The organism is Aliiroseovarius sp. S1339 (assembly GCF_023195695.1).
In the GTDB taxonomy this organism is placed as follows: domain Bacteria; phylum Pseudomonadota; class Alphaproteobacteria; order Rhodobacterales; family Rhodobacteraceae; genus Aliiroseovarius.
On sequence record NZ_JALPQG010000014.1, the window covers coordinates 1 to 25,511 of the forward strand.

Genomic DNA, 25,511 nt, shown 5'->3' on the forward strand with positions numbered 1-25,511 from the left:
ATCGTGTTCGGGGACAGCCCCACCTCTTGTGATGCTAACTCTTCCGCCCGCTTCAGAATTTCTTCAAGGGATCGTGCTTGGTCGTCTGGGCTTTTTCGATAGATCTTTGGCAATCTCTCCAAAACACTGACATAGTAAAACAAGTCTTCCTGTCGTAGGTTTGAGCGATCAGTCACGTTCGTCGCTTCAGCGAATTGAGCTAAGACAGCCCTGCGTTACTTCACATCATTAGCAATTTTCCTAAGTTCGGCTGGGTCATCCTCAACACGGTTTCGGCTTGCGATATAGTCAGACACGATAGACGTGATTTCATCGCTGTAGCGACGACCTTCAAGCGTCTTGGGAGGTTCGGAAGTGACCAGATGTAAATGGTCACTAATTGCTGGTGGCAAATCGAGATCCAGATTCGGATAAGGCGATGCCACCTTCCGACGATCAAAGCGCTCCAAAGCTTCTGCTTGCGCCACTAAGCGAAGCCTATTGGCGCGTCTAGATATGATTGTTTGTAATATGCGCCGAACCGAAGCCTGCGCAAAATCGCCGCCCATTGAGAACTCCTTGGGTCAGGCGTGGAAACGGGATTTAACGAGAGTTAATGCGCCCAGCGGAGGCATGATCCATAATTAAGGTTCACGTCACAACCACACGAAGGGAAGAAACACATGGCACAGTCAAAACCCGACATCTCGGCGGTTCCCGATATATTAAAACAAGCACAGAGCCTGATGGCAGCCAATCCGCTGATGGGCGCACAGATGACGAATGTGCTGGAAGCGCAGCAACGCTTTCTGAAAGAAGCGCAAGAGTATTCAGATCACTGGTTCAGCCGCCGCAAAGAGGCAACCGAAACCGCAATAGAAGCGGCCAATGAAATCGTAGGAGCAGGGCCCTCTGATCCGGCTGCAATGCTCGAAGTGATGTCAGATTGGCAGAAGCACTCGACGGAACGTATAGCTGCGGATTTTCAGGAATGGGTGGATATGTGTTCACGTTGCACTGGTCAAACAGGCGAAAGCGATAAGAAAGGAAAACACTAACTCAGCTAAGATAGCAAAGCCCAATGCGGATAGTCTCCGCAAGGATTGAATTGACATTGGTATCCGATTTACTGCGGTCGCGTCAGCTTGTCTTCTTCGTGTGGCTGTTTGGCGGCCAAGCCGACGCGCATAGAGTTGAGACGCGCGAGCGCGGTAGCCGTTCGGAGGCGCCAACCCTGACAGGGCGGGTGCAATTTTCGAAAGCCTGACTAGGTTCTAATAGAAACGGCGCGTCACCGAAAACCGTTCTGTTCTGCTAGAGTTCAACCTCGTGACGGCGTCGGCTGGCGGTAGTTGAGCGTCCTCACATCGCGTTTTTGGCATCTATTGCAATCTGAACTGGCCTCACACGCTTGAAAACCGCCCATGCGTGCAACTGGACAATACATCTGCATCCTGTCACGGTAAGCTACTTTTGCCTATGCTTCGATCCTGAAAGCTATGCCAGCTTAACATGACAAAGTGAGAGCGATGAAAACTCAAAGCAAAATTGAGACGCTGCCTTTCGGTCACAACCGCCAGTCGCTTGTCGATGTATTTATGGGCATGCATCCAAAGCCCAATGTCGAAACAGCGCAAAAGGGACAAATCATCGTTCAAGAGGATGATTTCGCAGATCACTCCATCCTTCTGCTGGAAGGCTGGTTGGCGTTGTCCAAGATGCTGCCCGATGGCGAAACCCAGATTATCGACGTGATGCTGCCGGGTGATTTCGCGCTGATCGGCGCGACCAACGCGCCCGTGGCAGCCTGTTCGGTCGACGCGTTAAGTGATGCGCGGTTCATTGCCGTTCGACCGGCACAGGCGAATGGTCCCGAACCCGAGATGGCAAAGCTGCGCGAACTTGTGGCCGGGGAAATTGTCAGGTCACAGGCCCGTGTCGCAGAAATACTGCTGCGGACGGGCAAAGGGGCAGCGGCCAACCGCATTGCCTATGCACTGCTGGAATTTTACGTGCGGCTTGATGCGGCCGGATTGGTCGAAGACAACCGTTTTGCCTTCCCAATGACGCAGCACAAGATCGGCGAGTTTACCGGGCTAAGCAACGTCCATGTCTGCAGGACCATGCGTCTGTTCGAGCGCGACGGAATCATCGCCCATCCGACGAACACCGACATCGTTCTGAACAACGTTGACGCATTATGTGAAATCGCTGGGATCGACCTGAAAACATTTCAGCACGAAATACTGGTGCAAAGAACGCACTAGCGTTACCGCACTTCTACGATCTCGCCCAAGGTTTGACCCGCCAATTCCTCGCTCGCGTCGTTCGCGATATCGTCCACAGATATGATCCCAACAAGGTTGCCGGCATCGTCCACAACAACAAGCCGTCTGATCTGCTTGGCCGACATAACATAGGCCGCCTGCTCAACCGTCTGGTCCACGCGGCACGTCACGATCGCAGGCGTCATGATCGGGGCAATATGGCGGTCAGCGACGGCTTCGGGAACCCAACGGATCACGATATCCCGGTCCGTCAAAATACCCACTGGCCGACCATTTTCGCAGACGGGCAAAACGCCCAGATCAAGTTTGGCCATCAAAGCCGCTGCCGCCCGAACCGACGTGCCCGGACCGATGGTCGTAACGGGTGTGCGCATAATGCAGCTTACCAACATCCCTAAATCTCCGCAACGTTTACAACAACTTGTTTGGTCATGTTACCCTTCATGACCGGATAAGAACTGCAATCTTTCCGAGCCGCGAACCGACCCTGCGCCCGAGGTGCAATGGTTAGCCCGCCCGAGCGCTGTGGCTGTTCAAACGGCATAACGCAAGATTGCCGCAAGTGGCATTTCGCCGGGGATATCCTGTTTGCGAACCGCCACAACCCGCGCGCCTGTGCGCAGCGCCCGGCCAGCGATTTCATCGACCACCCCATAGCTGTCTGCACCAGCGTCAGGCGCAAAGTTAACGACACCGCTGGTTTCATCGACCGTGCCCGGAATGACTGCGTCCATATCAACCAGCAACGTTTCGACCCCGCCAAAGGTAGCCGCCCGTGCGGCGTCCGATATATCCGTGGTCGCCCTGCTCTGGGCTGCATTCGCGTCGTAATGGGATTGGAACTCTGCAATCCGTTGCGCGTAATGGGCATCCAGAATTGGTCGAGCGGCATGTGCCAATTCGGCATCTGTCATTTGGTCGGGCGACATTTCGATCATGTCGTCCAGCAAGGAAAGGCGGCTCAACGACCGGAAAAGGGATGCAACCGGCAGCGTAGATGCCAAAATCAACGGGATCTCCGAACCGGCCAATACAGGGTGCAGCGCCGCGTCGACCTTGCGGATATACTGTCCCAAACGCACCTTTTGGCCCTCTTTGCCATGAATGCGTCGTCCAGCACCGCTGTCATTGATCGAGGCTTTGCCAACAGCACTTGCCGCATCTTTGGGCATGTTCGGAACCCTGATTTCAGTTGCGGGCAGGTCGCTTGAGATTTCGACCAGCCGCACCGCATTTTCCGAAACCGCCAGAATGTGGGCCGCGTTTGGGAAAGTGGTGGCTCTGAGCAGCGGTTTTAGGTGAAAGCGGTCCGAAACCGCGACCGTATCCACCAACTTGTTTGCCAACCGATAGGTAAGCAACTTCTCGGGTGTTGCGAGAATGGCAAGACTATGGGCCTGATGCTCCCAGTATTCATCATCCTCCAGAATGGTATCGAAATTCTCTTCCAGCAGCCAGATGCGGCGCTTTTCGATCTCTGCTGCCTCAAGTTGCTGGATGGCGGTCTTAACCAATTGACGCAATGTCGTGCGGCTATTGCCAATCTCTTGGGTCAAAGGCGTCGTGGCAAGATAGATTGAGATGCATGCATCCGAACGAACAAGGTGAAGTTTTCCAATTTCGTGCGGTGTCGGCAGGTCAATATAGAGCATTTCTTTTCTTTCTATCAGGACAGTTTATCCGAAGGGACTTGGCCCATCCGGTCAGCATATCCAGACGATAGCGTGTCGTTGGTCAGGATGCTTTGACCGCGGTTAACACGCGCTGGACAACCGCCGGTAAATTGGTGTGGTTTACGGTTCTGGCTTGCGCTTGTCGCGCTTTTTCAGGGCTTCGAACCCGATGATCACGTCCAGAAGCTCGGTCGTGATCTCGCTTTGGCGCACGGTGCGGAGTTCGGCGTTCAGCACCTCCAACTGGTCGTCAATCGACTGTTCGGCCTGCTGCATCCGGGCCAGCCGGGCCGCGTTTTCGGTCACCATAGCCTCGGCCGCGGAACGATAAAGCCGGGCAAACAGATAGCTGCGGATCAGGGATGCCAGCAGATGGTCAGGCTCCATGCGAAATTGCGGCAGGCTGCGCGAGGTCCAGGGGCGGTGGGCCAGATCCTTGGTCATGCTGCGTTCAAGCGGCAAAAGCTGTTGCGTCACCGGGTTCTGCAACCCATGGGCGGCGCGCTCCATATTCACCAACGACACCGAAAGGGCGGTTGATCGGCCCGAAGGTCGCATCTGGTCCAACAGCGTGATCAGCCGCCCGGACAGCCGCGCCAGCCCGTCGGCTGTTGCGGGCGGCAGCAGGGTGGTGACGGGGCGGATGCCCTGCCCGAACAACGCATCCTCCATCTGTGCCCCGATGCAAATGACCTGCGCGCCGGGGCTTGCGAGGGTCTGGGCCTCGGTCGCGACGATCTCGTTATAATTGCCGCAAAGGCCGTGGTCGGACCCGAACACGATGACGATCGGCGCGGCGTCTGGGTCGGCTTCGTCCGGCAGCGGGCCGTGGCAGCGCACGAAGGCGTGAAACCCTTGCAAAACGGTGTCTTGATACGCCTCGATCGCCTGCGCGGCTTGCTCATAGGGCAGCGCATTGATCGCCGACATAGTTTTCATTGTCCGCACGATGCCGCGAATGCTGGTCATCGTCTGGGTGCGGTGGGTCAGGCGTTCAAGCGTCTGGGCCATCGCCACCCCCTGCCTGCCGCGACACCGCAGCCCGCACGATAGCGACGATTTGCGCGCGCGCTTCATCGGTCAGCTTGTCATTGTCGGCAATCGTCTGCGCAAGACCCGCGTCATCGGTGCGGATCCTGTCGCGAACGGCTTTGATCGCGGCTTGTGTCCCGGCCTCGTCCATGCCGTCAAACAGCCCTTCCATCGCGGCGATCAGGACGGCCAGTTGTTCATTCGCGGCCATCGGGTCGCGTTCGGGCTGGCGCAGGGCGGCACGCACGGCGCTGCCACGGGCCAGACGCGCGCGGGTGTCGTCATCCAGCCTTGTGCCGAAGCGGGCGAACTCCTCCAACTCTTCGAACTGCGACAGGGTCACGCGCAGGTTGCCCGCCACCTCGCGAAAGGCGCGGGCCTGTGCCTTGCCGCCCACACGGCTGACCGACACGCCCAGATCGACAGCGGGAAACTGGTTTGTGCGCACCAATCGCGGCGACAGGTATATCTGCCCGTCGGTGATCGAGATCAGGTTGGTCGGGATATAGGCCGACAGGTTTTCTGCCTGCGTTTCGACAACCGGCAGCGCGGTGATCGACCCGGCGCCTTCGCGAAACTGGCCCGCCCGCTCCAGAAGCCGCGCATGGACATAGAAGATGTCGCCCGGAAACGCCTCGCGCCCAGGCGGACGGCGCAGAAGCAGTGACAATTCGCGATAGGAATGCGCGTGGTGAGTCAGATCATCCAGCACAACCAGCACGTCGCGGCCTTCGGCGGCGAAGCTTTCGGCGACCGACATTGCGGCATAGGGTGCAATGTATGACAGGCCCGGCGCATCCTCGTCCCCGGCTGAGATGACCACCGACTGCTTCATCATGCCGCCATCGCGGATCGCGCCGATGACCTTGGCCACCGCATCGCCCCGCTGACCGATGGCGCAATAGATACAGATCACGCCGGTCTTCTTCTGGTTCAGAATGGTGTCCACCGCGATCGAGGTCTTGCCGGTCTGCCGGTCGCCGATGATCAACTCGCGTTGACCCAGCCCGACGGGCACGGCGGCATCGACCGCCTTCAGCCCGGTGGCCAAGGGGCGGGCCACAGCGCGGCGGTGCAGGATGTCGGGGGCTTCGGCTTCGACCGGGGCGTGGGTGGCGCTGTCGATGGGATCACCCCCGTCGCGCGGGCGCCCCAGCGCATCGACGACACGGCCCAGCAAGGCCGGGCCAACCGGCACACCGACCACCCGTTTCGTGCGGCGCACATCTTCGCCCAACCTGACCATTTGCGAGGGGCCAAGCAGCACGACGCCTAGCCGCCCCGGCTCGACATCAAAGACGATCCCCCGCACGCCCGAGGCGAAATCCAGAAGCTCGTCTGCCAACGCGCGCGCCAGACCCGTCACGATGGCGATGCCGTCGCCCACTTCGGCCACGCGCCCGACTTCGCTGACCTCGGGCGCGGGGGGTGGGCTGTCCAGCAGCGATTGCACCAGATCGCGCACCGTTTGGCTGGGCTTCAGATCAGGCCGCATCGGTCAGCCCCTTTCGAATAGGCCGGCCCACCCGGTCTTCAAGCACGGCGTCCAGACCGCTCAGATAACTGTCGGTAGTCCAACCCACTTGCGCCCCACCAAGCCGCAGGTTCAACCCCGGCGACAGACCGGCATCGGTGTCGAAGCGCAACCTGAAATCTGGCAGGATCGCGGCCAGTTCATCGCGCAGCCGGTCCTGCACGTCTTCAGGCAAAGGGTCGCGGGTCAGAACGGTTGCGTCGCAACTGTCGCCCGCTGCATCGCGCAGGTTGTCTGCCATGTCTTTCAACTGCCCTGCCGCATGCAAGGCAATCCGCTGTTCCAGCGTTTCGTCCGCCAGATCCGCCAAGGCCTTGCGCGTCAGGTCCAGCAGGGCCTGCGCGCCGTTCTGGTGCAGCTCTTCGGTGAACGCGCGGGCTTCTTCGGCGCGCCGCGCCTCGCGCTCGGCCTGTTCTTTCTCCAACCGGGTGCGGGTTTCGGCCAGCAGAGCGTCGCGCTCGGCATCGGCTTTGCGGCGGGCGTTTTCCAGCATCTCGGCCCGGCTAGCGGACAGCTCGGCGATCTGGGCCTTGTATTCGGCCTCTTTCACCTCGGCGCTGGTCCGAACGGCTGCGGCTTCACCCATCCGTTCCGAGATTTCAGCCTCGCGGGCGTCGATGCCATCAAGGATGGGACGATACAGGAACTTTTTCAGAAGCCAGATCAGCACCAGAAAGTTGACGATCTGCGCCCCGACCGTGATCCAGTCTATCGACATGATGTCAGCCTCCGGCCCCTTGGCTTGCCGCGCTCAGCGCTGCTTCCCAGAACGGGTTGGCAAACAGCAGGATCATCGCGACGACGAAGCAATAGATCGCTGTGGATTCGATCATCGCAAGGCTGACGAACAAGGTGCGCGACAGGTCGGACGAGGCATCGGGCTGCTGGGCAATGGCGCTGAGCGCCGTTGACGCCGCGCGCCCTTCGCCCAGTGCCGGGCCAAGCGCGCCGATCGCAACGGTCAGCCCCGCCGTGAAGATCGAGATGGCGGCAATGATGGAAAGATCGCTCATGGTGTTTCCTTTGTGGTTTCAGAGGTGTCGGACGCCGGCTGAACAGCCGTCGCGGACGAGATATAGACAGTTGCCAGAATGGCGAAGATATAGGCTTGGATGACACCCGTCAGCAGCCCCAGCATGTTCATCACCACTGGGAAGAAGAACGGCGCCACCCCCAGAAGGATCGCGGCGATCACCGCGCCGGACATGATGTTGCCGTAAAGGCGGATCGCAAGCGATATCCCGCGGGAAAACTCGCTGATGATGTTGAAGGGCAGCATGATGATCGAAGGTTCGATATAGGTTTTCAGATACCCCATGATCCCCCGACTGCCGATGCCGAACATGGGCACGGCGATCAGCACCGACAAGGCAAGTGCCACGGTGGTGGACAGCGATGCGGTTGGCGTGTCGAAGCCGGGCACCACGGTCAGAAGGTTGGCCGTGACGATGAACAGAAACAGCGTGCCCGAGAAATACAGCACGCGCGGGTCGTGGCGGCCGGTGATCTCGGCGATCTGACTGACGATGCCGTTCACCGTCACCTCAAGCGCGGTGCGCCAGCGGTTCGGCGGCACGTCAGGCCGCAGGTTGCGGGTGATCAGCGCGGCAACACCGGCCAGCACCGCCATGATGATCCACGTGTTGAAAATCGTGGCGTTCACGGGCAGGCCCAGAAGCGTAAAAAGGATACTGTCGTCAGGTGTCAGTTGCATGACGTCCCCCTGTCAGGGGCCGGGCGGCGGGCCACGATAAGGATGGCGAAACGCACCAGCACGAAGCCCAGCACAAACCCCCCAAGCGCCCAGCCCCCCTGCCCCGCCACCAGCCAGCCGACGGCCAGAAGGGCCGCGATCCGCACCGCGCTGCTGATCATCAGGATCATGGTCGGGCGGGTCGACGCCAAGGCGCGGGTCATGCCCCAGGCTAGGCCCGCAAAGAACAGGGCGCTTGCAAAACCGCCGGCCAAGGCGCCCCATCCGACCCATGTCCAGTCAATTGCCGTCATCGTCCTTTTCCTTCTTTGCTGATCCAACCCCAGGCGATGATCACCCCGATCACCAAACCGCCCAGAAGCAGCGCGATGGTCCAGGAAAACGCCTGTGGCGCGATCCGGTCCAACCACATGCCCAGAAATGCGCCGCCAACGGTTGGCACGGCGATTGACCAGCCAATCATCCCAAAGGTGCCAATGCCGCGCAGCGGGCTGGGGCCGGGGTTGTCGCGGGCAGCCTTCATCCGCTGCGCGTGCTTGCCGATATCAACGGCGGACTTATCGTCGTCTTCCGTCATGGATGTGGCTCCCTGAGACTTGCAAACCGGCGCACCATGTCAGCCTCTAGCCGTGACAGGGCGGCGCGGGCGACGCGTTCTTCGTCTTCCAGACTTTCAAAGCTGCTGCCGACAGTTTCGCGCAACGCGTCCAGATCGGCGCTTTCGACCCCGCGCCGAACGACAATCTTGACCGCGTGACCCTTCTTGACCAACAGCCCTTCATCAATGCCGAATATCCGCTCAACGCCATCTGCCTGCCGGATCAGCAGGACCGAGGGCACAAGGGCGGTGACAAAATCCACGTGGTTGGGAAGGATGCCAAACCCACCGTCGGCGGCTTCACCCCGCAAATGTGTCGCGGCCCCGTCAAACAGAACCTTCGACGGCAATCGCAGATTGATCTGCATGTCGGACGCCATGTTCATGCGGCCTCCTCTTTCAGATCGGATAGCGCGCCGATCATGTAGTAGGCGCTTTCGGGCTTGTCGAACGAGGTCTGATTCAGGATCGTCTCGCACCCGTCCAGCGTATCGGCGATGGGCACCAGTTTGCCTGAAGTGCCGGTTGCCGCGTCGACGGTAAAGAACGGCTGGGTCAGGAACCGCTCAAGCCTGCGGGCGCGGGCGACAACAGCGCGGTCATGGGCTGACAGCTCCTCGATCCCCAGCATGGCGATGATGTCGCGCAGATCTTCGTATTCCGCCAAGGTGCGGCGCAGGGCGCGGGCAATGTCATAGTGCCGCTGACCGACGACATTCGGGGTCAGCATCACGGATGTCGAGGCCAACGGATCAACCGCCGGATACAGCCCCTCGCTTGCGCGTTTTCGCGACAACACGACCGACGCCGACAAGTGCGAGAAGATATGCGCCGCGGCCGGGTCGGTGAAGTCGTCAGCAGGCACATAGACCGCCTGGATCGAGGTGATCGACCCCTTGCGGGTCGACGCAATCCGTTCTTCCAGCGCCGCAAGCTCGGTCGCCAATGTCGGTTGATATCCGACACGCGATGGCATCCGGCCCAAAAGCCCCGACACCTCGGACCCCGCTTGCACGAACCGGAAGATGTTGTCGATCAGAAGCAGCACGTCTTGCGCCCGGTCGTCGCGGAAATATTCGGCCATGGTCAGGGCTGAATTGCCGACCAGAAACCGGACGCCGGGGGCCTCGTTCATCTGGCCAAACAGCATCACCATCTTGTCGCGCACCCCGGCCTCGCCCATTTCGCGCCAAAGCTCCTCGGCCTCGCGCGAGCGTTCGCCGATGCCGCAAAACAGGCTGACGCCGTGGTGATGTTCAACCGTGTTGTGGATCAACTCGCTCAACAGCACGGTCTTGCCCACGCCCGCGCCGCCGAAAAGCCCGGTCTTGCCGCCGCGTTCGATAGGCGACAGCAGGTCGATGGCCTTGATGCCCGTCTCAAGCACCTCGGCGCGCAATACGCGGTCGGACAGGCGCGGCGGTGGCTGGTGAATGCCCCGATGCGCGATGGCAGAGGGCGGCGGCAACCCGTCAAGCGGGTCGCCAAAGACGTTCAGCATCCGACCCAACACGCCTTCGCCCACCGGGACGGTGATCGGCCCGCCGGTCGAAGTGACGGGCGCCCCAAGCCCCAGTCCACGCACGGGGCCAAGCGCGATGGCACGCACCACGCCGGCGCCCACCAGGGATGCGACCTCAAGCGGCACACCGTCTGCATACAGCAGGGTATGAATGCCTGGTGCCTCATCCTCAAAGGCCACGTCCACCACGCCACCGCGAATGGCGGTCACAGTGCCGGTCTGGGTTTGGGTCATCTGATCCACCTAGCCTGCCGCCATACCGCCATCGACGGGATATTGCGCACCTGTGATGAACGCCGCCTCGTCCGAGGCAAGAAACAGGACCAAAGCGGCAATATCGGCGGATTCGCCATAACGGCCCAGCGGGATGCTGGCGGTCAGCTGTTCCTTTACGGCGTCGCCGTGGCCGGGGCTGAACCCGTCTTCCAACGACCGCATCATACGGGTGTTGACCGGCGAGGGATGGACAGAATTGACCCGCACACCAGTCGCGCCGACTTCAATCGCAGCCGCACGCGTCAGACCGACAACCGCATGTTTAGACGTGATATAGGGAGCGACATTGGGGCTGCCCTTAAGACCGGCGATCGACGACATATTGATGACGCTGCCGGATTTCTGATCCGTCATCACGGGCAGGACGTGCTGAAGCCCCAGAAAAGCGCCGCGCACGTTGACGGCTATGACACGATCGAAATCCTCGATCTTCTGATCGACAAGGGAGGCGACTTTGCCCTCGATCCCCGCGTTGTTGAAAAACACGTCGATGCGGCCAAAGGCGTCCATGGTTTCGCGGACATAGCGCGCCGCGTCGTCGGGTTTGGATACATCGGCGGCGATGGTCAGCACCTCGCCCAGCCCATCCAGGGTGCCCGCGGCTTTCGCCAGATCATCCTTTACCAGATCGACCAGCGCGACCTTGGCGCCTTCGTTCAGGAACAGACGGGCTGTCTCCAAACCGATCCCCGCCGCGCCACCAGTGATCAGGGCAATCTTGTCTTGCAAGCGTTTCATGAGATGTCTCCTTTCACTCATTCAGGCAAAAGTGTCGATGGTATTGCCCAGCTTGCGCAGTCTGAGCGCCAGCATGGCAAACAACACACCAAGCGCGACCGCGTAGAAGCCGATCAACCAGACCAGCGTGACCAGCCCTACTTGGGGCAATGCCACCAGCAGGCCGCCGAACAGGATCGACAGGACGCCGCCCACGATCAGGACCCATTCGCCGGTGATCTCTTTGCGGATCTGGAAGGCCAGAACGATCCTGAGCAACCCGCCAACCACCGCCCAGGCGGCAATGAACATCAACAATACCAGAGCCGTGACGCCCGGCCACAGCAGGGTCATCAGACCCACCACAAGGCCAAGCACGGAATCCAGCACCAAGGGCCACACCCGCGTCAGCCGATCACGATATCGGATGGCATCAATCAAGCCAAAGACGCCGTCGATCAACACATAAAACCCGAATAGGATGACCAGAACCGACAGGGTCAATGCGGGCCAGACAAAGGCCATGATACCGAACACAATCGCCGCCATGCCGCGCAGCAGAAATACCCACCAACTGCGCTGTAGAAAATCAATCATCTCTTCCATTTCTCTTCGTCCTTGTCATTTGGGCCAGTTGGAAACCACACGGTTTCCCGCCGGTTTCTTCAGTTTCTCGATCGTCTGATCCAGGCGGCGCATTCGTCTTTCATCGGCCATGGTCACCCATGCGAAAAAATGAAAATCACTGACCATTAGTATAGGCAGTCCCAACGCTCCGACATTAACCGGGATCAATGTTCTGGCAAGCATCCGCCGAACCGCAGCAGGGCACTGCGAAACCCGAAATCGTTGACGCCTGTTAATGCTGGCCCCGGCGATACAGGCCAGAATTCAAGACGACAGCTGGTATCAAACGAAAGGACAATGGGATGGCCGACCACATGAACATGACCCCGTCAGAGATGGACGCGCTGAACGCAGCGCAGGTTGAATTTTCCTTGAACCCCAGATTTCTCTCTCCTCTGACAAAGCAATTCTTGCAAGCACCGCAGCGAATCTCTCATGAAGTCGGGAAGTTTTCGTCAGCTTGGCTTGAACGTCGGCAGGAAGCGACACAGGCGATGATTGAAGCTGGCAAGCGCCTGTCAGCGGATGGCGGCGCCGATCCGGTAAACGCAATGAAAGAGATCGTAGACTGGCAAACCCATTCGATGGAGCGCATGGCAGAAGACGTCAAAGACTGCACTGAAATGATGGCCCAATGCGCCAGCACTCTTTTTAGCTACGAGATTGAGCCAATTGGCGATAATGTTGAAAATACAAAAATGGTGACGAAAAAGGGCAAATAAGTCCATCTTCGCCCCAAACATCAGGAGAGAACAACATGGACAAAAAAGAAGATTATCAGGACAAACTGCAAGCCCAGCTTGACGAATGGAACGCCGAAATCGCCAAGTTGCGCGCCAAAGCCGAAGAAGCACAGGCCGCCGCACGGGTGAAGTATTTGGAAGAAGTCGAAGAGCTGCGCGGCCATCAAAAGAAGGCTGAAGAGCGGTTAAAGGAACTGGCGCACGCGCAAGGCGAAGCGTGGAAAGACATGAAAACCGGCGTCGAAGCTGCCTGGGACGAGATGGGCGACGCGATGAAGCGTGCATGGAAGCGGTTTTCCTGATCGGAAATCAGCCGATCAGTGAATGTCAGGGCCACCACATCGGTGGCCCTGTTTGTTTATTTCACAGCAGCGATCCTTGCGTATGATGTGCGCAGGTGCACCGGGCGCAGAATGATATAGATCTGCCCGATCACCAACGGAACCAAGCTGGCAACAGCCGCCAACAGCAACCCGGTGCCGCCCGGATCTGGCAGTTGCAGAACGCTCGACAGGCCCGGCACCCAAAGCGCCGCTGCAATCAGGCCAAGACATAATGTGATGGCCCCCCATATCCACGGATTGCGCGTTACATCATTGACGAACACCTGCCCGCCCGGCACCCGCACGTTGAACACATTCCACAACTGCGCCAGCGCCAGCGTCAGGAAGGCCACTGTAACAGCAGGCCCGACGTCCAGCATCAACCAGTGCAGTGCCAACCAGAACGCAACAAGCGTCGCCAGCGTGATCACTCCGCCCAGAACACCGATATCGGTCCAACGGCTGCGATCAATGATTTCTTCGGCCGGGTCACGCGGAGGTTGACCCATGACGGTCTCGTCACCCGCGCCAAGACCCAGCGCAAAGGCGGGGAATACGTCCGTTACAAGGTTCAGGAACAGGATTTGCAGCGGCAACAAGGGCATCGGAAGGCCCACGCCGACCGCCAGACCGACGATCAGCACCTCGCTGACATTGCACGACATCAGATAGATCACAAACTTGCGTATGTTGTCGAAAATCACCCGCCCCTGACGCATTGCCGCGATAATGGTGCCAAAGGAATCGTCGCGCAGCACCATATGTGCGGCCTCGCGGGCGACCTCGGTGCCGCGCTGGCCCATGGCGATGCCGATATCTGCTTTCTTCAGGGCAGGCGCGTCATTCACGCCATCCCCGGTCATCGCGACGATATGACCGTTGGCTTGATAGAGCGTTGCGAGGTTCAGCTTGGTGGCCGGTGTTACACGGGCAAAAACGTCGGCGGCAAGGATGCGGTCGCGCAATGCACCATCGGTCGCATCGGGGTCAAAATCGGCCAGCTCCTGCCCCTCAATCACGATCAGGTCGCGGGCATCGGTGCCCAATCCGGCCTGCTGAGCGATGGCGGCGGCAGTGTCGGCATGGTCGCCCGTCATCATCACCACGCGCACGCCAGCGGCCCGGGCGGCGGCGATGGCACTAGCGACATCTTCGCGCAAGGGATCACGCAGACAAACCATGCCGACCAGCGTCAGGCCCTCATAGGGGGCCGCATCGTCACGATCTGTCTGTTTCGTCGCCATGGCCAGCAAACGCAGCCCGTCAGCCGCGGCGGTTGCGCTGCGGTCCAGCCAGTCGGCGCGCGCGGCGGCGTCCATTTTCTGTGTGCCGTCCGGTCCCAATACATGGGTGCAGACGTCCATTACCGCCTCGGGCGCGCCTTTGATCGCATATTGGAAGCCGCCTTCGTTGCGATGGACGGTTGCCATCATCTTGCTGTCCTGATCGAAGGCGTGTTCACGGACCTTCTCGCAGTCCTGCAACAAGGGCTCGCGCGCCGGATCGGCCCGCCCGGCCACCCGCAGCAAGGCCAGTTCCATCGGATCGCCTGCCGGTGCCTCGCCCCCTTGCCCCAGCGATGCACCGTTGCAAAGCGCGCCAACGCGCAGCATGTCGCGCAACCGCGTGTCCTGTTCGGGGTCGACCAACTGCCCCTCACTTTCAAACTGCATGTTGTCGTCGGGTCGGGTCACATCCACCTCGGCACCCGAAACAAGATAACGCACAACCGTCATGCGGTTTTCGGTCAGCGTGCCGGTCTTATCGGTCAAGATAACTGTGGTCGCGCCCAGCGTTTCCACCGATGACAGGTTCGAGATGATGGCGTTGCGCGCCGCCATACGCCACATTCCGCGCGCAAGGCTGAGGGTGGCAACCACCGGCAAACCTTCGGGCACTGCCGCCACCGCGAGCGCCACGCCGGTCTGTACCATCGCCGTGATATCATGTCCGCGCAGGATACCCGCACCGATCACTAAGACCGCCAGGCCCAGCGTCAGCCAGACCAGCCGGTGCCCCAACCGGTCCAAACGCTTTTCCAAGGGCGACGCTGAAGCGTCCGCGCTTTGCACCAAATGGCTGATATGGCCAAGCTCGGTTGACATCCCGGTCGCGGTCACAATGCCGATCCCCGACCCCTGCGTGATCGCCGTGCCCTTGAACACCATAGACGATCGGTCCCCGATCATTGCATCCGGTGCCACCGGGTCAGTCTTCTTGTCCACAGGCACGGATTCGCCGGTCAGAACGGATTGGTCACATTGCAGGTTCGACGCCTCAACCAGCCGCAAATCGGCGGCAATCATATCGCCTGCATCCAGCAGGACAATGTCACCCACCACCAGATCATGCGCATCAATACGCACCGCTTGCCCACCCCGCCGGACGCGGGCCGTGACCGAGGCGATGCTCAACAGTGCCTCCATCGATCGTGCGGCGCGCAGTTCGGTGAAGAACCCGATCGCGGCATTGATCGCCAGAACGACGGTGATCGCGATGCCTTCAGCGAAATCGTGAAAGTAAAAGGACATGCCAGCCGCAAACGCCAGAAGCCAGACGATCACACCTTCAAACTGGTGCGCCAATATGACGAAAGCACTTTGTTTGGTGTGGGCGCGCAACTGGTTGGGGCCATAGCGTATTCGGCGCGCTTCGATCTCTCCGCCTGTCAGCCCGACATCCGGGTCCACGCCCAACGCTTGCGCCACAGATGCAGCCGGCTTGGCAAACTCGGCAATCTGTTGCGCGCCCATCGTTGCGGCCTTCGTGTCGGTTATGCGCGTCATGCAGTCGGGTGCCCTTCAAGCACCTCATAGGCTCGACGCGCCAAGACGCGTTCTTCGTCGGTGGGCAACATCAGGACCGGCAAGCGGCTTTGATCCGTGGTCAGAACCGGCCCGCCCAGCCCGTTCGCGACCTCGTCCAGTTCCGCGCCCAGCCACGCCAGTTCGCGCACCAACCTCGCGCGCAGGGTTGGGATGTGTTCACCCATCCCGCCGGTCAGAACCACACCGTCCACACCACCCATCGCCGCGGCCAGCGACCCGAAGCTGCGGCCGCACTGGTATGTGAAGAAATCGACGGCCTCGGCGGCCTCGGCGCGGTCGCTGGTCAGCAAATCGTTCATTTCGCCGGTGATCCCTGACACCCCCAACAGGCCCGATTGTTCGTAAAGCATGGCGCGCACCTCTTCGGGGCTGTGACCACGGTCCATGATCAGATGCAGCACAACGCCGGGGTCAAGCGCCCCGCAGCGCCGCCCCATCGGCAAGCCGTCCAGCGCGGTCAGCCCCATTGTGGTGGCAACACTGCGGCCATCCTTCATCGCGCACACGCTGACCCCGCGTCCCAGTTGTGCGACGATAATCCGCTTTGCCGCCAGATCGGGATACGACCGCGCCAGCGTATGCGCGATATAGTCATAGGACAGCCCGTGAAACCCATAGCGCAATACCCCATCATCCGTCAGGTCGCGCGGCAGGCCAAAAATCTGCGCCACGCGCGGTTGCGTGCGATGAAACGCGGTGTCGAAACAGGCAATTTGCGGGATGCCGGGGTAATGCGCGCGCAACTGGCGGATCGGGCGCAGGTTGTGCGGCTGGTGACTGGGGGCCAGTGGCTCTAGTTTTTTCAACCGCTCCAGAACGTCATCGGTCACCTTAACCGGCGTGGCATGATCGGTCCCACCATGCACGATCCGATGCGAAAAGGCGGCAATGTTTCCTAGATCAGACAGCGCATCCAGCCGCGCAAGCATGTGGGTCAGCGCCTCGGGATGGGCGCGGTCGGCGCTTGACGGTGCGCCAAGATCGAATTCCTGCAAGCGACCCGTTTTGAGGTCCTTTTCCGTCAACAGCATCTGACCGGGTAACCCGCGAATGTGGAAATTTCTCACCTGCAACGGCCCGTCTGCCGCAAGTTTGAAAACACCACAGCGCAGGCTGGATGATCCGGCGTTGAAAGTCACAACCAGCTGATCGCTCATTTATTGCCCCCCCCCTGCGTTCGCGCCGCCACAAGGCGAACCAGCGCCGCCGAGGCACATCGCTGCGCCACCGTATCCGCCCGGCTGGTCAGGGCGATTGGCACCTTCGCACCCATTACAATGCCAGCCGTTTCAGCATTTGCCAGATAGTCCAGGTCCTTGACCAAAATATTGCCCGACACCAGATCGGGAACGATCAGAATATCCGCCTGCCCCGCCACGTCCGATACAATCCCCTTGATCGCCGCCGCCTTGGGCGAGATCGCCAGATCCATCGCCAGCGGGCCGTCAACATCTGCGCCCGAGATCGTCCCCCGGTCCGCCATCTTGCAAATCGCCGCCGCGAAGATTGTGGACTCGATCTGTTCGTTGATATTTTCCGAGGCCGACAGAAGCGCGACCTTGGGCCGTGCTATTCCCAGCGCATGGGCCAAATCTATCGCATTGCTGGTAATATCGCGCAGTGTCGACAGGTCCGGGCGAATATTGATCGCCGCGTCGGATACAAACAACAGCCGCGCATAACTTGCGACATCAATGGCAAAGACATGGCTGATCCGTCGGTCCGTGCGCATCGCTTTTTCCGAGATGATGGCGTGCATCAGCACTCTGGTTTTCAACGCGCCCTTCATCAAGCCGCCCACCTTGCCAGCCACGGCCAGATCGACCGCCGTCCTAGCGGCCCGTGCGGCGGTGTCGGCCGCTATGATCGGAGTATCGCCCAGATCAAGGCCAGCATCGTCAGCGGCCTGCCAGATCTTTGCCTCATCGCCAACCAAAACAGCCTCGATCAACCCGCGTGTTTGGCTTTCCATCGCGCCGGTCAGACTTGGACCATCCTCTGGGCAAACAACAGCGACCTTGATGGGCTCAATCTCACGCGCGAGCTGTTCCAGACCTTCCAGCCGATCCGGGCGCCAGCCTTCATGAGCTTGCACCGCCGCGTTATCACTTATTTTCATATGATTTATCCTTGTCCCTGACTAAATGGTCAGCGTTGGAATACATAGGTGCCCGGCGCATCGCCCATCGGCACGGCCCGGCTTTCAGTGCCGCCCATATGTGGTGGTTTTCCGGTTCCACTGGAATGGGCGCGCAGCCATGTTACAAATTCCGGCCACCATGATCCATCCTTCAACGGCGCTTGCGCGCGCCAATCCTCGGGCGGCACATATTTGGCGGCATGGGGCGTGGTGGTTATCTGATAGCTGCGCCCGCGGTGGCCGGGTTCACTGACGATCCCCGCATTGTGCCCGCCCGACGTCAGAACAAACGTGATATCCGTGTCCGACAGCAGATGCAGCTTGTAAACCGATTGCCACGGCGCGACGTGATCCCCGGTGGTCGAGACGCAGAATACCTGCGCCGAAATGTCGGTGATCGCGACCGGCTTGCCGCCGACCTCGTATTGCCCTTGCGACAGCGCGTTATCCAGATAGAAGCTGCGCAGATACTCGCTGTGCATCTTGTATGGCATCCGGGTCGCGTCCGCGTTCCACGCCATCAAGTCGAACATCCCCTGCCGACCGCCCATCAGATATTCATGCACATAACGCGACCAGATCAGGTCGGTCGAGCGCAGAAGCTGGAACGCCCCCGCCATCTGTTTGGTGTCCAGATAGCCCTGATCCCACATCATATGTTCAAGGAATGACACCTCGCTTTCGCTGATGAACAGCTGCAATTCGCCGGGGTCTTTGAAATCAACCTGGGTGGCCAGCAGCGACATGGTTTTCAAACGGTCATCGTGATCGCGCGCCATCTGCGCGGCCTTGGTCGCCAAAAGCGTGCCGCCCAGACAATAGCCGACGGCGTTGATTGGCGCGTCGGGAACGACCTCGCCCACCGCGTCCAGCGCCTGGTCCACTGCGTCCAGATACTCGGCCATGCCCTGATCGCGGTCGTTCGCATCCGGGTTGCGCCACGAGATCATGAAGACCGCGTGCCCCTGTTCGACCAGATAGCGCACGAACGAGTTATGCGGCGACAGGTCAAGGATATAGTATTTCATGATCCAAGCCGGCACGATCAGGATCGGTTCGGCGGCGACGGTGTCGGTCTGAGGCGCATATTGGATCAGCTCGAACAGGTGCGAGCGATAGACGACTTTGCCCGGCGTCACGGCCACATCGCGGCCCGGCAGATAATCTTCGGCCCCCACGGGGGGTTTGCCGGAAATCGCGCGCTCCCAATCCTCGATCATGTTCTGCGCGCCGCGGATCAGGTTCGCCCCGCCTTCCTGCGTTGTCTTGGCGATCACCTCGGGGTTTGTCCAAATACTGTTGGACGGCGACATCAGGTCCAGAAGCTGGCGCGCAACGAAAGACACCGCCTGTTCATCGCGGCGCGACATGCCGTCAATATCGTTGGTGGCGTTATACCACCATTGCTGGGTCAGCAGAAAATTCTGGTAAATCAGGTTGAACGGCCATTGCTGCCATTCGGGCGCATCGAAACGCTTGTCATGCTCAAGCGGCAGGATACAGGGATCAGCTTCCCCCTTTTGCATCTGCTGGCCGGTAGTGATTGCCAGCTGCGCCGCCTTGCGCATCGCCTTTTCCATCAGCTGCACCTGTTTTCCGGGCGAGCCGGCCAGATGCACCCACCAATCGAAGAAAAGCGACGACAAACCGAAGGGCGTGACGCCCATGGTGAACCGGGCCAGATGCGCCTTGATCGCATGGTCAAGGCTCTCGGTGCTGTAATTGTCGGGCAACACGCGGTCACACCGCAGCGACAACTCGGGTGGAAGCGGCTGGAGCGCCGGATCGCTGTGGCTGGCGGCGTCAGCGGCGCCGTCGCGTTGGGGGTGAAGGGGCAAGACCTTGTCCGTCTGCACCGCGTCATTCTTCTTTGCCCGTGACATCTTCTTTCCCTTTCGCGTCGAAGGCCCGGTCACACCACCGGGCGCGGAGAAACCCGCATACATCCTCACACTAGGAACAGCCGCCCACCTCTTCATTAACGCCTGTTAAGTCGACCGGTTTGCGCGACAAAATGCCAATGTTGATCACAGTTAATTCACCAACAGCCGATTGCGCTATCTTTCACTTTCGGTGCAGCGCACCATTCAGACAAGTTTTGCAGCAAACGAAAGGCATAGCGGGATGAAAAATCAGGTTATTATCGTAACAGGTGGTGCGGCGGGTATTGGTGGTGCGATCACCGCAGAGCTTGCGAAAAACGGCGCGCGGGTTGTGGCCGTCGATCTGAATGACGAAGCCGGACAAGCCCTTGCCAAAGCCCACCCCGACCATATCGCGTTTCTGAAGGGCGATATCTCGGACAAGCAGGTGGCACACGATGCCGTCGGCCTTGCCGTGTCGAAATTCGGCAAGCTGACGGGGCTGGTCAACAATGCACATGCCTCGCGGCAGAAACCCTTGCTTGACCAAACGCCCGAGGATTGGGCCTTGTCCTTCGACACCGGGTTTTGGGGCACGCTGAACTTCATGCAGGCAGCTCATCCCGAACTGGCCAAGAACGGCGGTGCCATTGTGAACTTCGGCTCGGGTGCTGCCTTGTATGGGCAACCGAACCAAGCCAGCTATGCCGCCGCGAAAGAGGCGATCCGCGGTCTTAGCCGCGTTGCCGCCAACGAGTGGGCCAAGGATGGCATCCGGGTCAACATCGTATCCCCGCTGGCCCTGACCGAAGGGGTCATCCAATGGAAAGAGTCGCACCGCGCCCAATATGACGAAGTCGCCGCCAAAGTGCCCCTAGGCCGCTTCGGCGACCCCCACAAAGACATCGCGCCCATTGTGATGTTCTTGCTGAGCGACGGCAGCCAATACATGACTGGCCAAACCGTGATGGCCGATGGCGGCAGCGTCATGTTGCGATGATCCCGGTCCGGGCGTCCCGACCCTTGGGGCGCCCGCGTCAGTCCCCGCGTCAGTCGTCGTCGGGCAGTCTTGCGCGATACGCTTCGATCACGGCCTTCTTTGTCATTGAAGGCTGCGCCTCGACGGCCTCGACCAGCCCGCGCAACTCGCGCCGTAGCCCGTGGACCTGATCCAGCAGCGACAGAACCACCGGCACCGCGTCGTCTGGCAGTGACATGTCCTTGCGCAGATCGCACACCAACCGGATACGCGCCACATCCAGATCGTCAAACACCGGGCCGCTTTCACCCTGTGCGGGCTTGACCCAGCCTTCGTTGACCCAAAGCCGAAGCTCGCGCAGCTCGACCCGGCGCACGGTGGCAACAACATCCTGTTCATTCAGCATCACACATCCCTCCAGAGCTTAGCGCGGGGGTCTTCATCGACCTTGTCCCGCCACTGCCGCGCAATCGCTTCCATATCGGCGTTAGGTTTGGTTGGTGTCACGATCTTCAGGCGCACATACTGATCGCCTGCCGCCCCCTTGGCGGGCTTCACGCCCCGCCCCTTCAGCCGCAGCCGCTGCCCCGATGACGCGCCCTTGGGCACGCTCATTGCGACTTTGCCTGTCAGGGTCGGCACCTCAATCTTTGCGCCCAAAACAGCCTCGTCAAAGGTGATCGGCACCTCAATCTCGATGTCGTTGCCATCCCGCGTGAACACCTTGTGGGGTCGCACAGTGATCGAGACATAAGCATCCCCCGCAGGCCCATCCCCGAACCCCGGCTGCCCCTTGCCGCGCAACCGCAAGGTTTGCCCATCGCGCACGCCCGCTGGAATGGTCAGGTCAATCGCGCTGCCATCAGGCAAAGGGACAGCACGTTTCGCGCCGCGCACGGCATCCATGAAATCGACCTCGAGGTGGTAACGCACATCCGTCCCGCGCGCGGCAAACCCCTGCGCGCGCCCAGTGCGCGCCTGCGCCCGCGCGCCGAACAGGTCTGAAAACACATCAGACAGATCGTCAAAATCGCCATACCCCGCGCCGGACGCGTATCGCCCCTGCGGGTCGGTGTCGGCGTATTCGCGGTAATATTGCCGCTGTGGCCGCTCCTGCCCGCTTGCGTCAATCTCGCCCGCGTCAAAGCGCTTGCGTTTGTCGGCATCCCCGATGATGTCATAGGCGGCCGAGACGGCCTGAAACTCGGCGGCCTTTGCCTTGTCCCCCGGATTAAGATCGGGGTGCAGGCTTTTGGCCAGCTTGCGATAGGCCTTCTTGATCTCGGCCTCTGTGGCATCCTTGGCAACACCAAGAACCTTGTAGGGATCGTCACTCATTGGCTGCAACCTTCGGCTTGTCCTCTGCCGCCCCACGCAGACCTTGTGCCAGATCACGCAACGCGGCTTCATCCAGTGTTTCTACCTCTAACAGACGCGTGGCGGAACGCTCAAGAATGTCGCGGTTGTTGGTCAGAATGTCCAATGCCCGCGCCGAGACTTCGCGCAGCACCTCGCGCACAGCCTGATCCATCGCCTCGGCTGTCGCTTCGCTGTAGTTGCGTTCAAAATATCCCGGCGGGCGATCGCCCAGAAAGCTGTTCCTTTCGGCCTCATAACTGACCGAGCCAAGGTCGGCGTCCATCCCATACCGCGCCACCATCGACCGCGCGATATCCGTGGCCCGCGCCAGATCGTCGGCAGCCCCGGTGGAAAAATGCCCAAACACCAGTGTTTCGGCGGCCCGGCCCCCCATCAGAACGGCGATCTTGTCGCGCAATTCAGCTTCGGTCATCAAAAACCGGTCCTCGGTCGGGCGCTGGATCGTATAGCCCAACGCCCCGATCCCGCGCGGAATGATCGAGACCTTGTGAACCTCGTCCACCCCCGGCAGCGCCATGCTGACCAGCGCATGACCCATCTCGTGATAGGCCACGATCTTGCGTTCACGCGGGTTGATCAGGCGGTTGCGTTTCTCAAGCCCCGCCACGATCCGTTCGATGGCATGGGTGAAATCGTGCATCGTGACCACATCGCCGCGCCGCCGTGTCGCCAGCAACGCAGCCTCGTTCACCAGGTTGGCAAGGTCTGCGCCCGAAAACCCGGTAGTCAGTGCGGCGATATCATCCAGTTCGATGTCCGGGGCCAGCGTGATCTTTTTCATGTGGACTTTCAGGATCTGCACCCGCCCTGCCCGGTCGGGACGATCCACCAGCACCTGACGGTCAAACCGCCCGGCGCGCAGAAGCGCGGGGTCAAGAATTTCTGGCCGGTTGGTGGCTGACAAAAGCACCAGCCCTTCGGACGGGTCAAACCCATCCAGTTCCGACAAAAGCTGGTTCAACGTCTGTTCGCGTTCGTCATTACCGCCCTGAATATTCCCCGCACCACGGGCGCGACCCAGTGCGTCGAGTTCGTCAATGAAGATGATGGCAGGCGCCGCCTCGCGCGCCTGTTCAAACAGGTCACGCACACGGGCCGCGCCCACACCCACGAACATCTCGACAAATTCCGAGCCCGAGATCGAATAGAACGGCACCCCCGCCTCGCCCGCCACCGCGCGCGCCAAAAGCGTCTTGCCCGTGCCCGGAGGGCCAACCAGCAGAATGCCCTTTGGCATCCGCGCACCAAGGCTGCCGTATTCCTTGGGGCTTTTTAGGAAGTCGATGACCTCTTGCAGCTCGGCCTTCGCCTCGTCCACACCGGCGACATCGTCAAACGTGACCTTGGTATCGCTTTCGACATAGACCTTGGCCTTGCTTTTGCCGACAGACATCAGACCGCCCATGCCCTGCCCGCCACCCATGCGGCGGATCGCGAACATCCAAATCCCGACGAAGAACAGCGCTGGCAGCAGCCACGACAAAAGCGTGGTGAACCACGTGTTTTCGACCGCGCCCGAATAGGTAACGCCGGTCTCGTTCAGCCGGTCGGCCAGATCGGGTGTCACGGGCGTTGTCACAAACCCGGTCTTGCCCTCCTGCGCAATGGTGAACGTGCCGCTGATCCTATTGCTGCCGATCACCACCTCGTCGATCATTCCGTCCTCCAGATATGTCTCGAACTGGCTATAGGGAATGGCTTCGATCGTTTGGCTTTGCACCCAAAGATCGCGAATAAGGACCACGCCCATGAAAGCGATCAGAATGTACCAGATGTTGATTTGATTCTTTCGATTCATGGGATTTCTCCGGTTGATACAGGCGTCGCGACAGCCACATTGTTGGCAACATAGGCCAGACGGCAGCAAGGGAAAATAGCAACCCAAACTGCCCTATTCTTTGGTCGGGTTTTTGGGGTCGAGGTAGCCGTGGCGCACAGCTCGGTTGACATGTAGGTGGACGGGATGGACAAAATTTCATTCGCTCCGCGCAACGTGAATACGATCGCCTCCGCCGTGAATTGTCCGCGCGCCATAACGCTATGAAATAAAACACGTATTATCCAATCACGTGCTGAACATGGCTTGATGACCGACGTTCAATTTAAGGCACTTCAGCGCCCGCGTTGTTGACGGCTGTTAATGCTAGCCGTTTCGCAGCGTGCTGAAATGAAAATGTGGGCAGTGCAGCAACATTTGGTTCGCAACCGCCCGGACAAACACACCAAAAGGAGAACAGAGATGGCAACCACCGCAGCAGAAGCCAAATCGAACAAAGGTTCTGACCTTTCAAAGTATGAAAGTGAAATTCGGAACGATATGGCAGAGTTAAAGAAGGATATTGCCGCGCTGACCAAAACCATGGGTGAATATGGCAAAGCACGCGCTGACGATTTACAAGGCCGCGCCTCTGATTGGTCCGACGAAATGCTGGCCGAGTCCCGCCGCACCGTCAAGAAGCTCGGCAAGCAGGTGTCGCGCCTCGAAAAGGACATGGAGGCGCAGGTTCGCGAACACCCACTTCAGTGGTTCCTCGGGGCGCTGGGGCTTGGGTTGATGGTTACGATACTGATGCGTCGGAACCACGATTAAGCCATGTCACGCCGAACCGACGATATCATGGCGTCCGTGCGCACCAGTGTTTCAGAGCGGCTGCGCGGAGTGGCTGGCAATGCGGCGATCCTCGGGGTTGTCGCTTTGCTTGCCATTACAGTGTGGGCGGCGCTCCTCGCGGGGCTGGTCGCCTTGCTCGCTCCCCTATGGGGAACGGCGCTGGCGCTTTTTTTCGTAGCCCTGCTGGTCGCTGTGATAGCACTCATCTTGCTGGCTATTGTTCAGTGGCGGACCCGGCAGCAACGCCTACGCGCCGAACTCCGTCAGGCTGAAACCCGGCGCAAGGGTCAGGCAGCGCTATTGGCGGCATTGCCCGGTTTGCTGCGCCACCGCTCTGGCGCTTTGGTTGTCGTATCAGGCCTTGCAATCGGCGCGCTGATCGTCGCTGCCCTACAGGCGGACGATGAAGAATAGCGATCAAGGGATCGCTTGCGGGAGAGCATGGAATATAAAATCAGTGGCCCAGAAACCGTTTCCGTAGTCACGCAAGTTTGGCTAGCCCCACCTAAGTGGTCCAGTTTTCGGACGGCAGGTCAGTCCGAACATGGGGAGTGGCTCACAGTAAAAACCGTCTCCAATTATTTGATCGCCGCATTACGATTGATCGTGTTCGGGGACAGCCCCACCTCTTGTGATGCTAACTCTTCCGCCCGCTTCAGAATTTCTTCAAGGGATCGTGCTTGGT

The 25,511-nt window shown here is 60.0% G+C and carries 28 protein-coding genes; 7 read left to right on the forward strand and 21 right to left on the reverse strand.

The window, feature by feature from the left end; genetic code table 11:
- Nucleotides 1-215: 215 nt before the first annotated feature.
- Complete coding sequence (locus tag MUY35_RS16780) at nt 216-548, reverse strand: hypothetical protein (protein WP_248370338.1); 333 nt, start codon at nt 546-548, stop codon at nt 216-218.
- A 114-nt stretch (nt 549-662) separates the two neighbouring features.
- Here MUY35_RS16780 and MUY35_RS16785 point away from each other — a divergent pair, with 114 nt between their 5' ends.
- The gene (locus tag MUY35_RS16785) at nt 663-1,037 is read left to right on the forward strand and encodes a phasin family protein (RefSeq protein ID WP_248370339.1); all 375 of its coding nucleotides are present in this window, start codon (nt 663-665) and stop codon (nt 1,035-1,037) included.
- Between the two features lie 471 nt (nt 1,038-1,508).
- Entirely contained in the window at nt 1,509-2,246 is a 738-nt protein-coding gene (locus MUY35_RS16790) for a Crp/Fnr family transcriptional regulator (RefSeq protein ID WP_248370340.1), read from the forward strand.
- Between the two features lie 2 nt (nt 2,247-2,248).
- Here the strand turns inward: MUY35_RS16790 and MUY35_RS16795 are convergent, their stop codons facing one another.
- The 13 genes from MUY35_RS16795 to MUY35_RS16855 all read right to left on the reverse strand — a co-directional run bounded on the left by MUY35_RS16795 (nt 2,249) and on the right by MUY35_RS16855 (nt 11,939).
- Nucleotides 2,249-2,659: a CBS domain-containing protein gene (locus MUY35_RS16795; RefSeq protein ID WP_248370341.1), complete on the reverse strand. Its 411-nt coding sequence runs from the start codon at nt 2,657-2,659 to the stop codon at nt 2,249-2,251.
- A gap of 141 nt (nt 2,660-2,800) precedes the next feature.
- Nucleotides 2,801-3,919: a hypothetical protein gene (locus MUY35_RS16800; RefSeq protein ID WP_248370342.1), complete on the reverse strand. Its 1,119-nt coding sequence runs from the start codon at nt 3,917-3,919 to the stop codon at nt 2,801-2,803.
- Between the two features lie 141 nt (nt 3,920-4,060).
- A complete protein-coding gene (locus tag MUY35_RS16805; protein ID WP_248370343.1) occupies nt 4,061-4,951 on the reverse strand; it encodes a FoF1 ATP synthase subunit gamma in 891 nt (296 codons plus the stop codon).
- Nucleotides 4,935-6,467 (reverse strand): F0F1 ATP synthase subunit alpha, encoded by a 1,533-nt coding sequence (locus MUY35_RS16810; protein ID WP_248370344.1) that lies wholly within the window; start codon nt 6,465-6,467, stop codon nt 4,935-4,937. Before MUY35_RS16810 ends, MUY35_RS16805 begins: the two co-directional genes overlap by 17 nt.
- Nucleotides 6,457-7,224 carry a F0F1 ATP synthase subunit B gene (locus tag MUY35_RS16815; RefSeq protein WP_248370345.1) on the reverse strand — a complete coding sequence of 256 codons (768 nt, stop codon included), beginning with the start codon at nt 7,222-7,224 and terminating at the stop codon, nt 6,457-6,459. The genes MUY35_RS16810 and MUY35_RS16815 overlap by 11 nt, the downstream gene beginning before the upstream one ends.
- Nucleotides 7,225-7,228: 4 nt before the next feature.
- Nucleotides 7,229-7,519, reverse strand: a complete 291-nt coding sequence (locus tag MUY35_RS16820) for a F0F1 ATP synthase subunit C (RefSeq protein ID WP_248370346.1) — start codon at nt 7,517-7,519, stop codon at nt 7,229-7,231.
- Nucleotides 7,516-8,220 (reverse strand): F0F1 ATP synthase subunit A, encoded by a 705-nt coding sequence (locus tag MUY35_RS16825; RefSeq protein WP_248370347.1) that lies wholly within the window; start codon nt 8,218-8,220, stop codon nt 7,516-7,518. Before MUY35_RS16825 ends, MUY35_RS16820 begins: the two co-directional genes overlap by 4 nt.
- Entirely contained in the window at nt 8,211-8,513 is a 303-nt protein-coding gene (locus tag MUY35_RS16830; protein ID WP_248370348.1) for an ATP synthase subunit I, read from the reverse strand. The genes MUY35_RS16825 and MUY35_RS16830 overlap by 10 nt, the downstream gene beginning before the upstream one ends.
- On the reverse strand, nt 8,510-8,797 hold the full coding sequence (locus MUY35_RS16835) for an AtpZ/AtpI family protein (protein ID WP_248370349.1): 288 nt from the start codon (nt 8,795-8,797) through the stop codon (nt 8,510-8,512). Before MUY35_RS16835 ends, MUY35_RS16830 begins: the two co-directional genes overlap by 4 nt.
- Complete coding sequence (locus MUY35_RS16840; RefSeq protein WP_248370350.1) at nt 8,794-9,204, reverse strand: ATPase; 411 nt, start codon at nt 9,202-9,204, stop codon at nt 8,794-8,796. The genes MUY35_RS16835 and MUY35_RS16840 overlap by 4 nt, the downstream gene beginning before the upstream one ends.
- The gene (gene atpD, locus MUY35_RS16845) at nt 9,201-10,574 is read right to left on the reverse strand and encodes a F0F1 ATP synthase subunit beta (protein WP_248370351.1); all 1,374 of its coding nucleotides are present in this window, start codon (nt 10,572-10,574) and stop codon (nt 9,201-9,203) included. The genes MUY35_RS16840 and atpD overlap by 4 nt, the downstream gene beginning before the upstream one ends.
- A 9-nt stretch (nt 10,575-10,583) precedes the next feature.
- Nucleotides 10,584-11,354, reverse strand: coding sequence for an SDR family oxidoreductase (locus tag MUY35_RS16850; RefSeq protein WP_248370352.1), 771 nt, complete (start codon nt 11,352-11,354; stop codon nt 10,584-10,586).
- Nucleotides 11,355-11,375: 21 nt separating this feature from the next.
- Nucleotides 11,376-11,939: an HdeD family acid-resistance protein gene (locus MUY35_RS16855; protein ID WP_248370353.1), complete on the reverse strand. Its 564-nt coding sequence runs from the start codon at nt 11,937-11,939 to the stop codon at nt 11,376-11,378.
- A 323-nt stretch (nt 11,940-12,262) separates the two neighbouring features.
- Here MUY35_RS16855 and MUY35_RS16860 point away from each other — a divergent pair, with 323 nt between their 5' ends.
- Both MUY35_RS16860 and MUY35_RS16865 read left to right on the forward strand, forming a co-directional pair.
- Nucleotides 12,263-12,682: a hypothetical protein gene (locus MUY35_RS16860; RefSeq protein WP_248370354.1), complete on the forward strand. Its 420-nt coding sequence runs from the start codon at nt 12,263-12,265 to the stop codon at nt 12,680-12,682.
- A gap of 35 nt (nt 12,683-12,717) precedes the next feature.
- Nucleotides 12,718-13,005, forward strand: coding sequence for a coiled coil domain-containing protein (locus MUY35_RS16865; RefSeq protein WP_248370355.1), 288 nt, complete (start codon nt 12,718-12,720; stop codon nt 13,003-13,005).
- A gap of 56 nt (nt 13,006-13,061) precedes the next feature.
- On the opposite strand, the gene MUY35_RS16870 is transcribed toward MUY35_RS16865, so the two are convergent.
- The 4 genes from MUY35_RS16870 to MUY35_RS16885 are packed head-to-tail and all read right to left on the reverse strand — an operon-like array spanning nt 13,062 to nt 19,877.
- Entirely contained in the window at nt 13,062-15,812 is a 2,751-nt protein-coding gene (locus MUY35_RS16870; RefSeq protein WP_248370356.1) for a cation-transporting P-type ATPase, read from the reverse strand.
- On the reverse strand, nt 15,809-17,011 hold the full coding sequence (locus MUY35_RS16875) for an acetate kinase (protein ID WP_248370357.1): 1,203 nt from the start codon (nt 17,009-17,011) through the stop codon (nt 15,809-15,811). The genes MUY35_RS16870 and MUY35_RS16875 overlap by 4 nt, the downstream gene beginning before the upstream one ends.
- Nucleotides 17,008-17,973: a bifunctional enoyl-CoA hydratase/phosphate acetyltransferase gene (locus tag MUY35_RS16880; protein ID WP_248370358.1), complete on the reverse strand. Its 966-nt coding sequence runs from the start codon at nt 17,971-17,973 to the stop codon at nt 17,008-17,010. The genes MUY35_RS16875 and MUY35_RS16880 overlap by 4 nt, the downstream gene beginning before the upstream one ends.
- Before the next feature lie 29 nt (nt 17,974-18,002).
- Nucleotides 18,003-19,877, reverse strand: a complete 1,875-nt coding sequence (locus tag MUY35_RS16885; RefSeq protein WP_248370359.1) for an alpha/beta fold hydrolase — start codon at nt 19,875-19,877, stop codon at nt 18,003-18,005.
- A gap of 241 nt (nt 19,878-20,118) precedes the next feature.
- Between MUY35_RS16885 and MUY35_RS16890 the strand changes: the two genes are divergently transcribed.
- Nucleotides 20,119-20,856: an SDR family oxidoreductase gene (locus MUY35_RS16890; protein ID WP_248370360.1), complete on the forward strand. Its 738-nt coding sequence runs from the start codon at nt 20,119-20,121 to the stop codon at nt 20,854-20,856.
- A gap of 49 nt (nt 20,857-20,905) precedes the next feature.
- Here the strand turns inward: MUY35_RS16890 and MUY35_RS16895 are convergent, their stop codons facing one another.
- From MUY35_RS16895 to ftsH, 3 genes are read right to left on the reverse strand one after another with little or no spacing between them, the layout of a single operon-like run.
- Nucleotides 20,906-21,241 (reverse strand): chaperone modulator CbpM, encoded by a 336-nt coding sequence (locus MUY35_RS16895; protein WP_248370361.1) that lies wholly within the window; start codon nt 21,239-21,241, stop codon nt 20,906-20,908.
- A complete protein-coding gene (locus tag MUY35_RS16900) occupies nt 21,241-22,173 on the reverse strand; it encodes a DnaJ C-terminal domain-containing protein (RefSeq protein ID WP_248370362.1) in 933 nt (310 codons plus the stop codon). The genes MUY35_RS16895 and MUY35_RS16900 overlap by 1 nt, the downstream gene beginning before the upstream one ends.
- Nucleotides 22,166-24,013, reverse strand: coding sequence for an ATP-dependent zinc metalloprotease FtsH (gene ftsH / locus MUY35_RS16905; RefSeq protein ID WP_248370363.1), 1,848 nt, complete (start codon nt 24,011-24,013; stop codon nt 22,166-22,168). The genes MUY35_RS16900 and ftsH overlap by 8 nt, the downstream gene beginning before the upstream one ends.
- Before the next feature lie 369 nt (nt 24,014-24,382).
- Here ftsH and MUY35_RS16910 point away from each other — a divergent pair, with 369 nt between their 5' ends.
- Both MUY35_RS16910 and MUY35_RS16915 read left to right on the forward strand, forming a co-directional pair.
- Entirely contained in the window at nt 24,383-24,805 is a 423-nt protein-coding gene (locus tag MUY35_RS16910; RefSeq protein WP_248370364.1) for a hypothetical protein, read from the forward strand.
- 3 nt (nt 24,806-24,808) lie between these two features.
- Nucleotides 24,809-25,240, forward strand: a complete 432-nt coding sequence (locus tag MUY35_RS16915; RefSeq protein WP_248370365.1) for a hypothetical protein — start codon at nt 24,809-24,811, stop codon at nt 25,238-25,240.
- The last annotated feature ends 271 nt before the right edge of the window (nt 25,241-25,511 follow it).

Excerpts from the sequence above, each read along its gene's own strand:
- MUY35_RS16885 (WP_248370359.1), bottom strand. The coding sequence starts at position 19,877 with ATGTCACGGGCAAAGAAGAATGACGCGGTGCAGACGGACAAGGTCTTG.
- MUY35_RS16785 (WP_248370339.1), top strand. The coding sequence starts at position 663 with ATGGCACAGTCAAAACCCGACATCTCGGCGGTTCCCGATATATTAAAA.
- MUY35_RS16900 (WP_248370362.1), bottom strand. The coding sequence starts at position 22,173 with ATGAGTGACGATCCCTACAAGGTTCTTGGTGTTGCCAAGGATGCCACA.
- atpD (WP_248370351.1), bottom strand. The coding sequence starts at position 10,574 with ATGACCCAAACCCAGACCGGCACTGTGACCGCCATTCGCGGTGGCGTG.
- MUY35_RS16910 (WP_248370364.1), top strand. The coding sequence starts at position 24,383 with ATGAAAATGTGGGCAGTGCAGCAACATTTGGTTCGCAACCGCCCGGAC.
- MUY35_RS16810 (WP_248370344.1), bottom strand. The coding sequence starts at position 6,467 with ATGCGGCCTGATCTGAAGCCCAGCCAAACGGTGCGCGATCTGGTGCAA.
- MUY35_RS16880 (WP_248370358.1), bottom strand. The coding sequence starts at position 17,973 with ATGAAAATAAGTGATAACGCGGCGGTGCAAGCTCATGAAGGCTGGCGC.
- MUY35_RS16815 (WP_248370345.1), bottom strand. The coding sequence starts at position 7,224 with ATGTCGATAGACTGGATCACGGTCGGGGCGCAGATCGTCAACTTTCTG.
- MUY35_RS16820 (WP_248370346.1), bottom strand. The coding sequence starts at position 7,519 with ATGAGCGATCTTTCCATCATTGCCGCCATCTCGATCTTCACGGCGGGG.
- MUY35_RS16835 (WP_248370349.1), bottom strand. The coding sequence starts at position 8,797 with ATGACGGAAGACGACGATAAGTCCGCCGTTGATATCGGCAAGCACGCG.
- MUY35_RS16790 (WP_248370340.1), top strand. The coding sequence starts at position 1,509 with ATGAAAACTCAAAGCAAAATTGAGACGCTGCCTTTCGGTCACAACCGC.
- MUY35_RS16870 (WP_248370356.1), bottom strand. The coding sequence starts at position 15,812 with ATGACGCGCATAACCGACACGAAGGCCGCAACGATGGGCGCGCAACAG.
- MUY35_RS16875 (WP_248370357.1), bottom strand. The coding sequence starts at position 17,011 with ATGAGCGATCAGCTGGTTGTGACTTTCAACGCCGGATCATCCAGCCTG.
- MUY35_RS16895 (WP_248370361.1), bottom strand. The coding sequence starts at position 21,241 with ATGCTGAATGAACAGGATGTTGTTGCCACCGTGCGCCGGGTCGAGCTG.
- MUY35_RS16855 (WP_248370353.1), bottom strand. The coding sequence starts at position 11,939 with ATGGAAGAGATGATTGATTTTCTACAGCGCAGTTGGTGGGTATTTCTG.
- MUY35_RS16890 (WP_248370360.1), top strand. The coding sequence starts at position 20,119 with ATGAAAAATCAGGTTATTATCGTAACAGGTGGTGCGGCGGGTATTGGT.
- MUY35_RS16915 (WP_248370365.1), top strand. The coding sequence starts at position 24,809 with ATGTCACGCCGAACCGACGATATCATGGCGTCCGTGCGCACCAGTGTT.
- MUY35_RS16795 (WP_248370341.1), bottom strand. The coding sequence starts at position 2,659 with ATGTTGGTAAGCTGCATTATGCGCACACCCGTTACGACCATCGGTCCG.
- MUY35_RS16865 (WP_248370355.1), top strand. The coding sequence starts at position 12,718 with ATGGACAAAAAAGAAGATTATCAGGACAAACTGCAAGCCCAGCTTGAC.
- MUY35_RS16860 (WP_248370354.1), top strand. The coding sequence starts at position 12,263 with ATGGCCGACCACATGAACATGACCCCGTCAGAGATGGACGCGCTGAAC.
- ftsH (WP_248370363.1), bottom strand. The coding sequence starts at position 24,013 with ATGAATCGAAAGAATCAAATCAACATCTGGTACATTCTGATCGCTTTC.
- MUY35_RS16850 (WP_248370352.1), bottom strand. The coding sequence starts at position 11,354 with ATGAAACGCTTGCAAGACAAGATTGCCCTGATCACTGGTGGCGCGGCG.
- MUY35_RS16840 (WP_248370350.1), bottom strand. The coding sequence starts at position 9,204 with ATGAACATGGCGTCCGACATGCAGATCAATCTGCGATTGCCGTCGAAG.
- MUY35_RS16830 (WP_248370348.1), bottom strand. The coding sequence starts at position 8,513 with ATGACGGCAATTGACTGGACATGGGTCGGATGGGGCGCCTTGGCCGGC.
- MUY35_RS16805 (WP_248370343.1), bottom strand. The coding sequence starts at position 4,951 with ATGGCCCAGACGCTTGAACGCCTGACCCACCGCACCCAGACGATGACC.
- MUY35_RS16780 (WP_248370338.1), bottom strand. The coding sequence starts at position 548 with ATGGGCGGCGATTTTGCGCAGGCTTCGGTTCGGCGCATATTACAAACA.
- MUY35_RS16825 (WP_248370347.1), bottom strand. The coding sequence starts at position 8,220 with ATGCAACTGACACCTGACGACAGTATCCTTTTTACGCTTCTGGGCCTG.
- MUY35_RS16800 (WP_248370342.1), bottom strand. The coding sequence starts at position 3,919 with ATGCTCTATATTGACCTGCCGACACCGCACGAAATTGGAAAACTTCAC.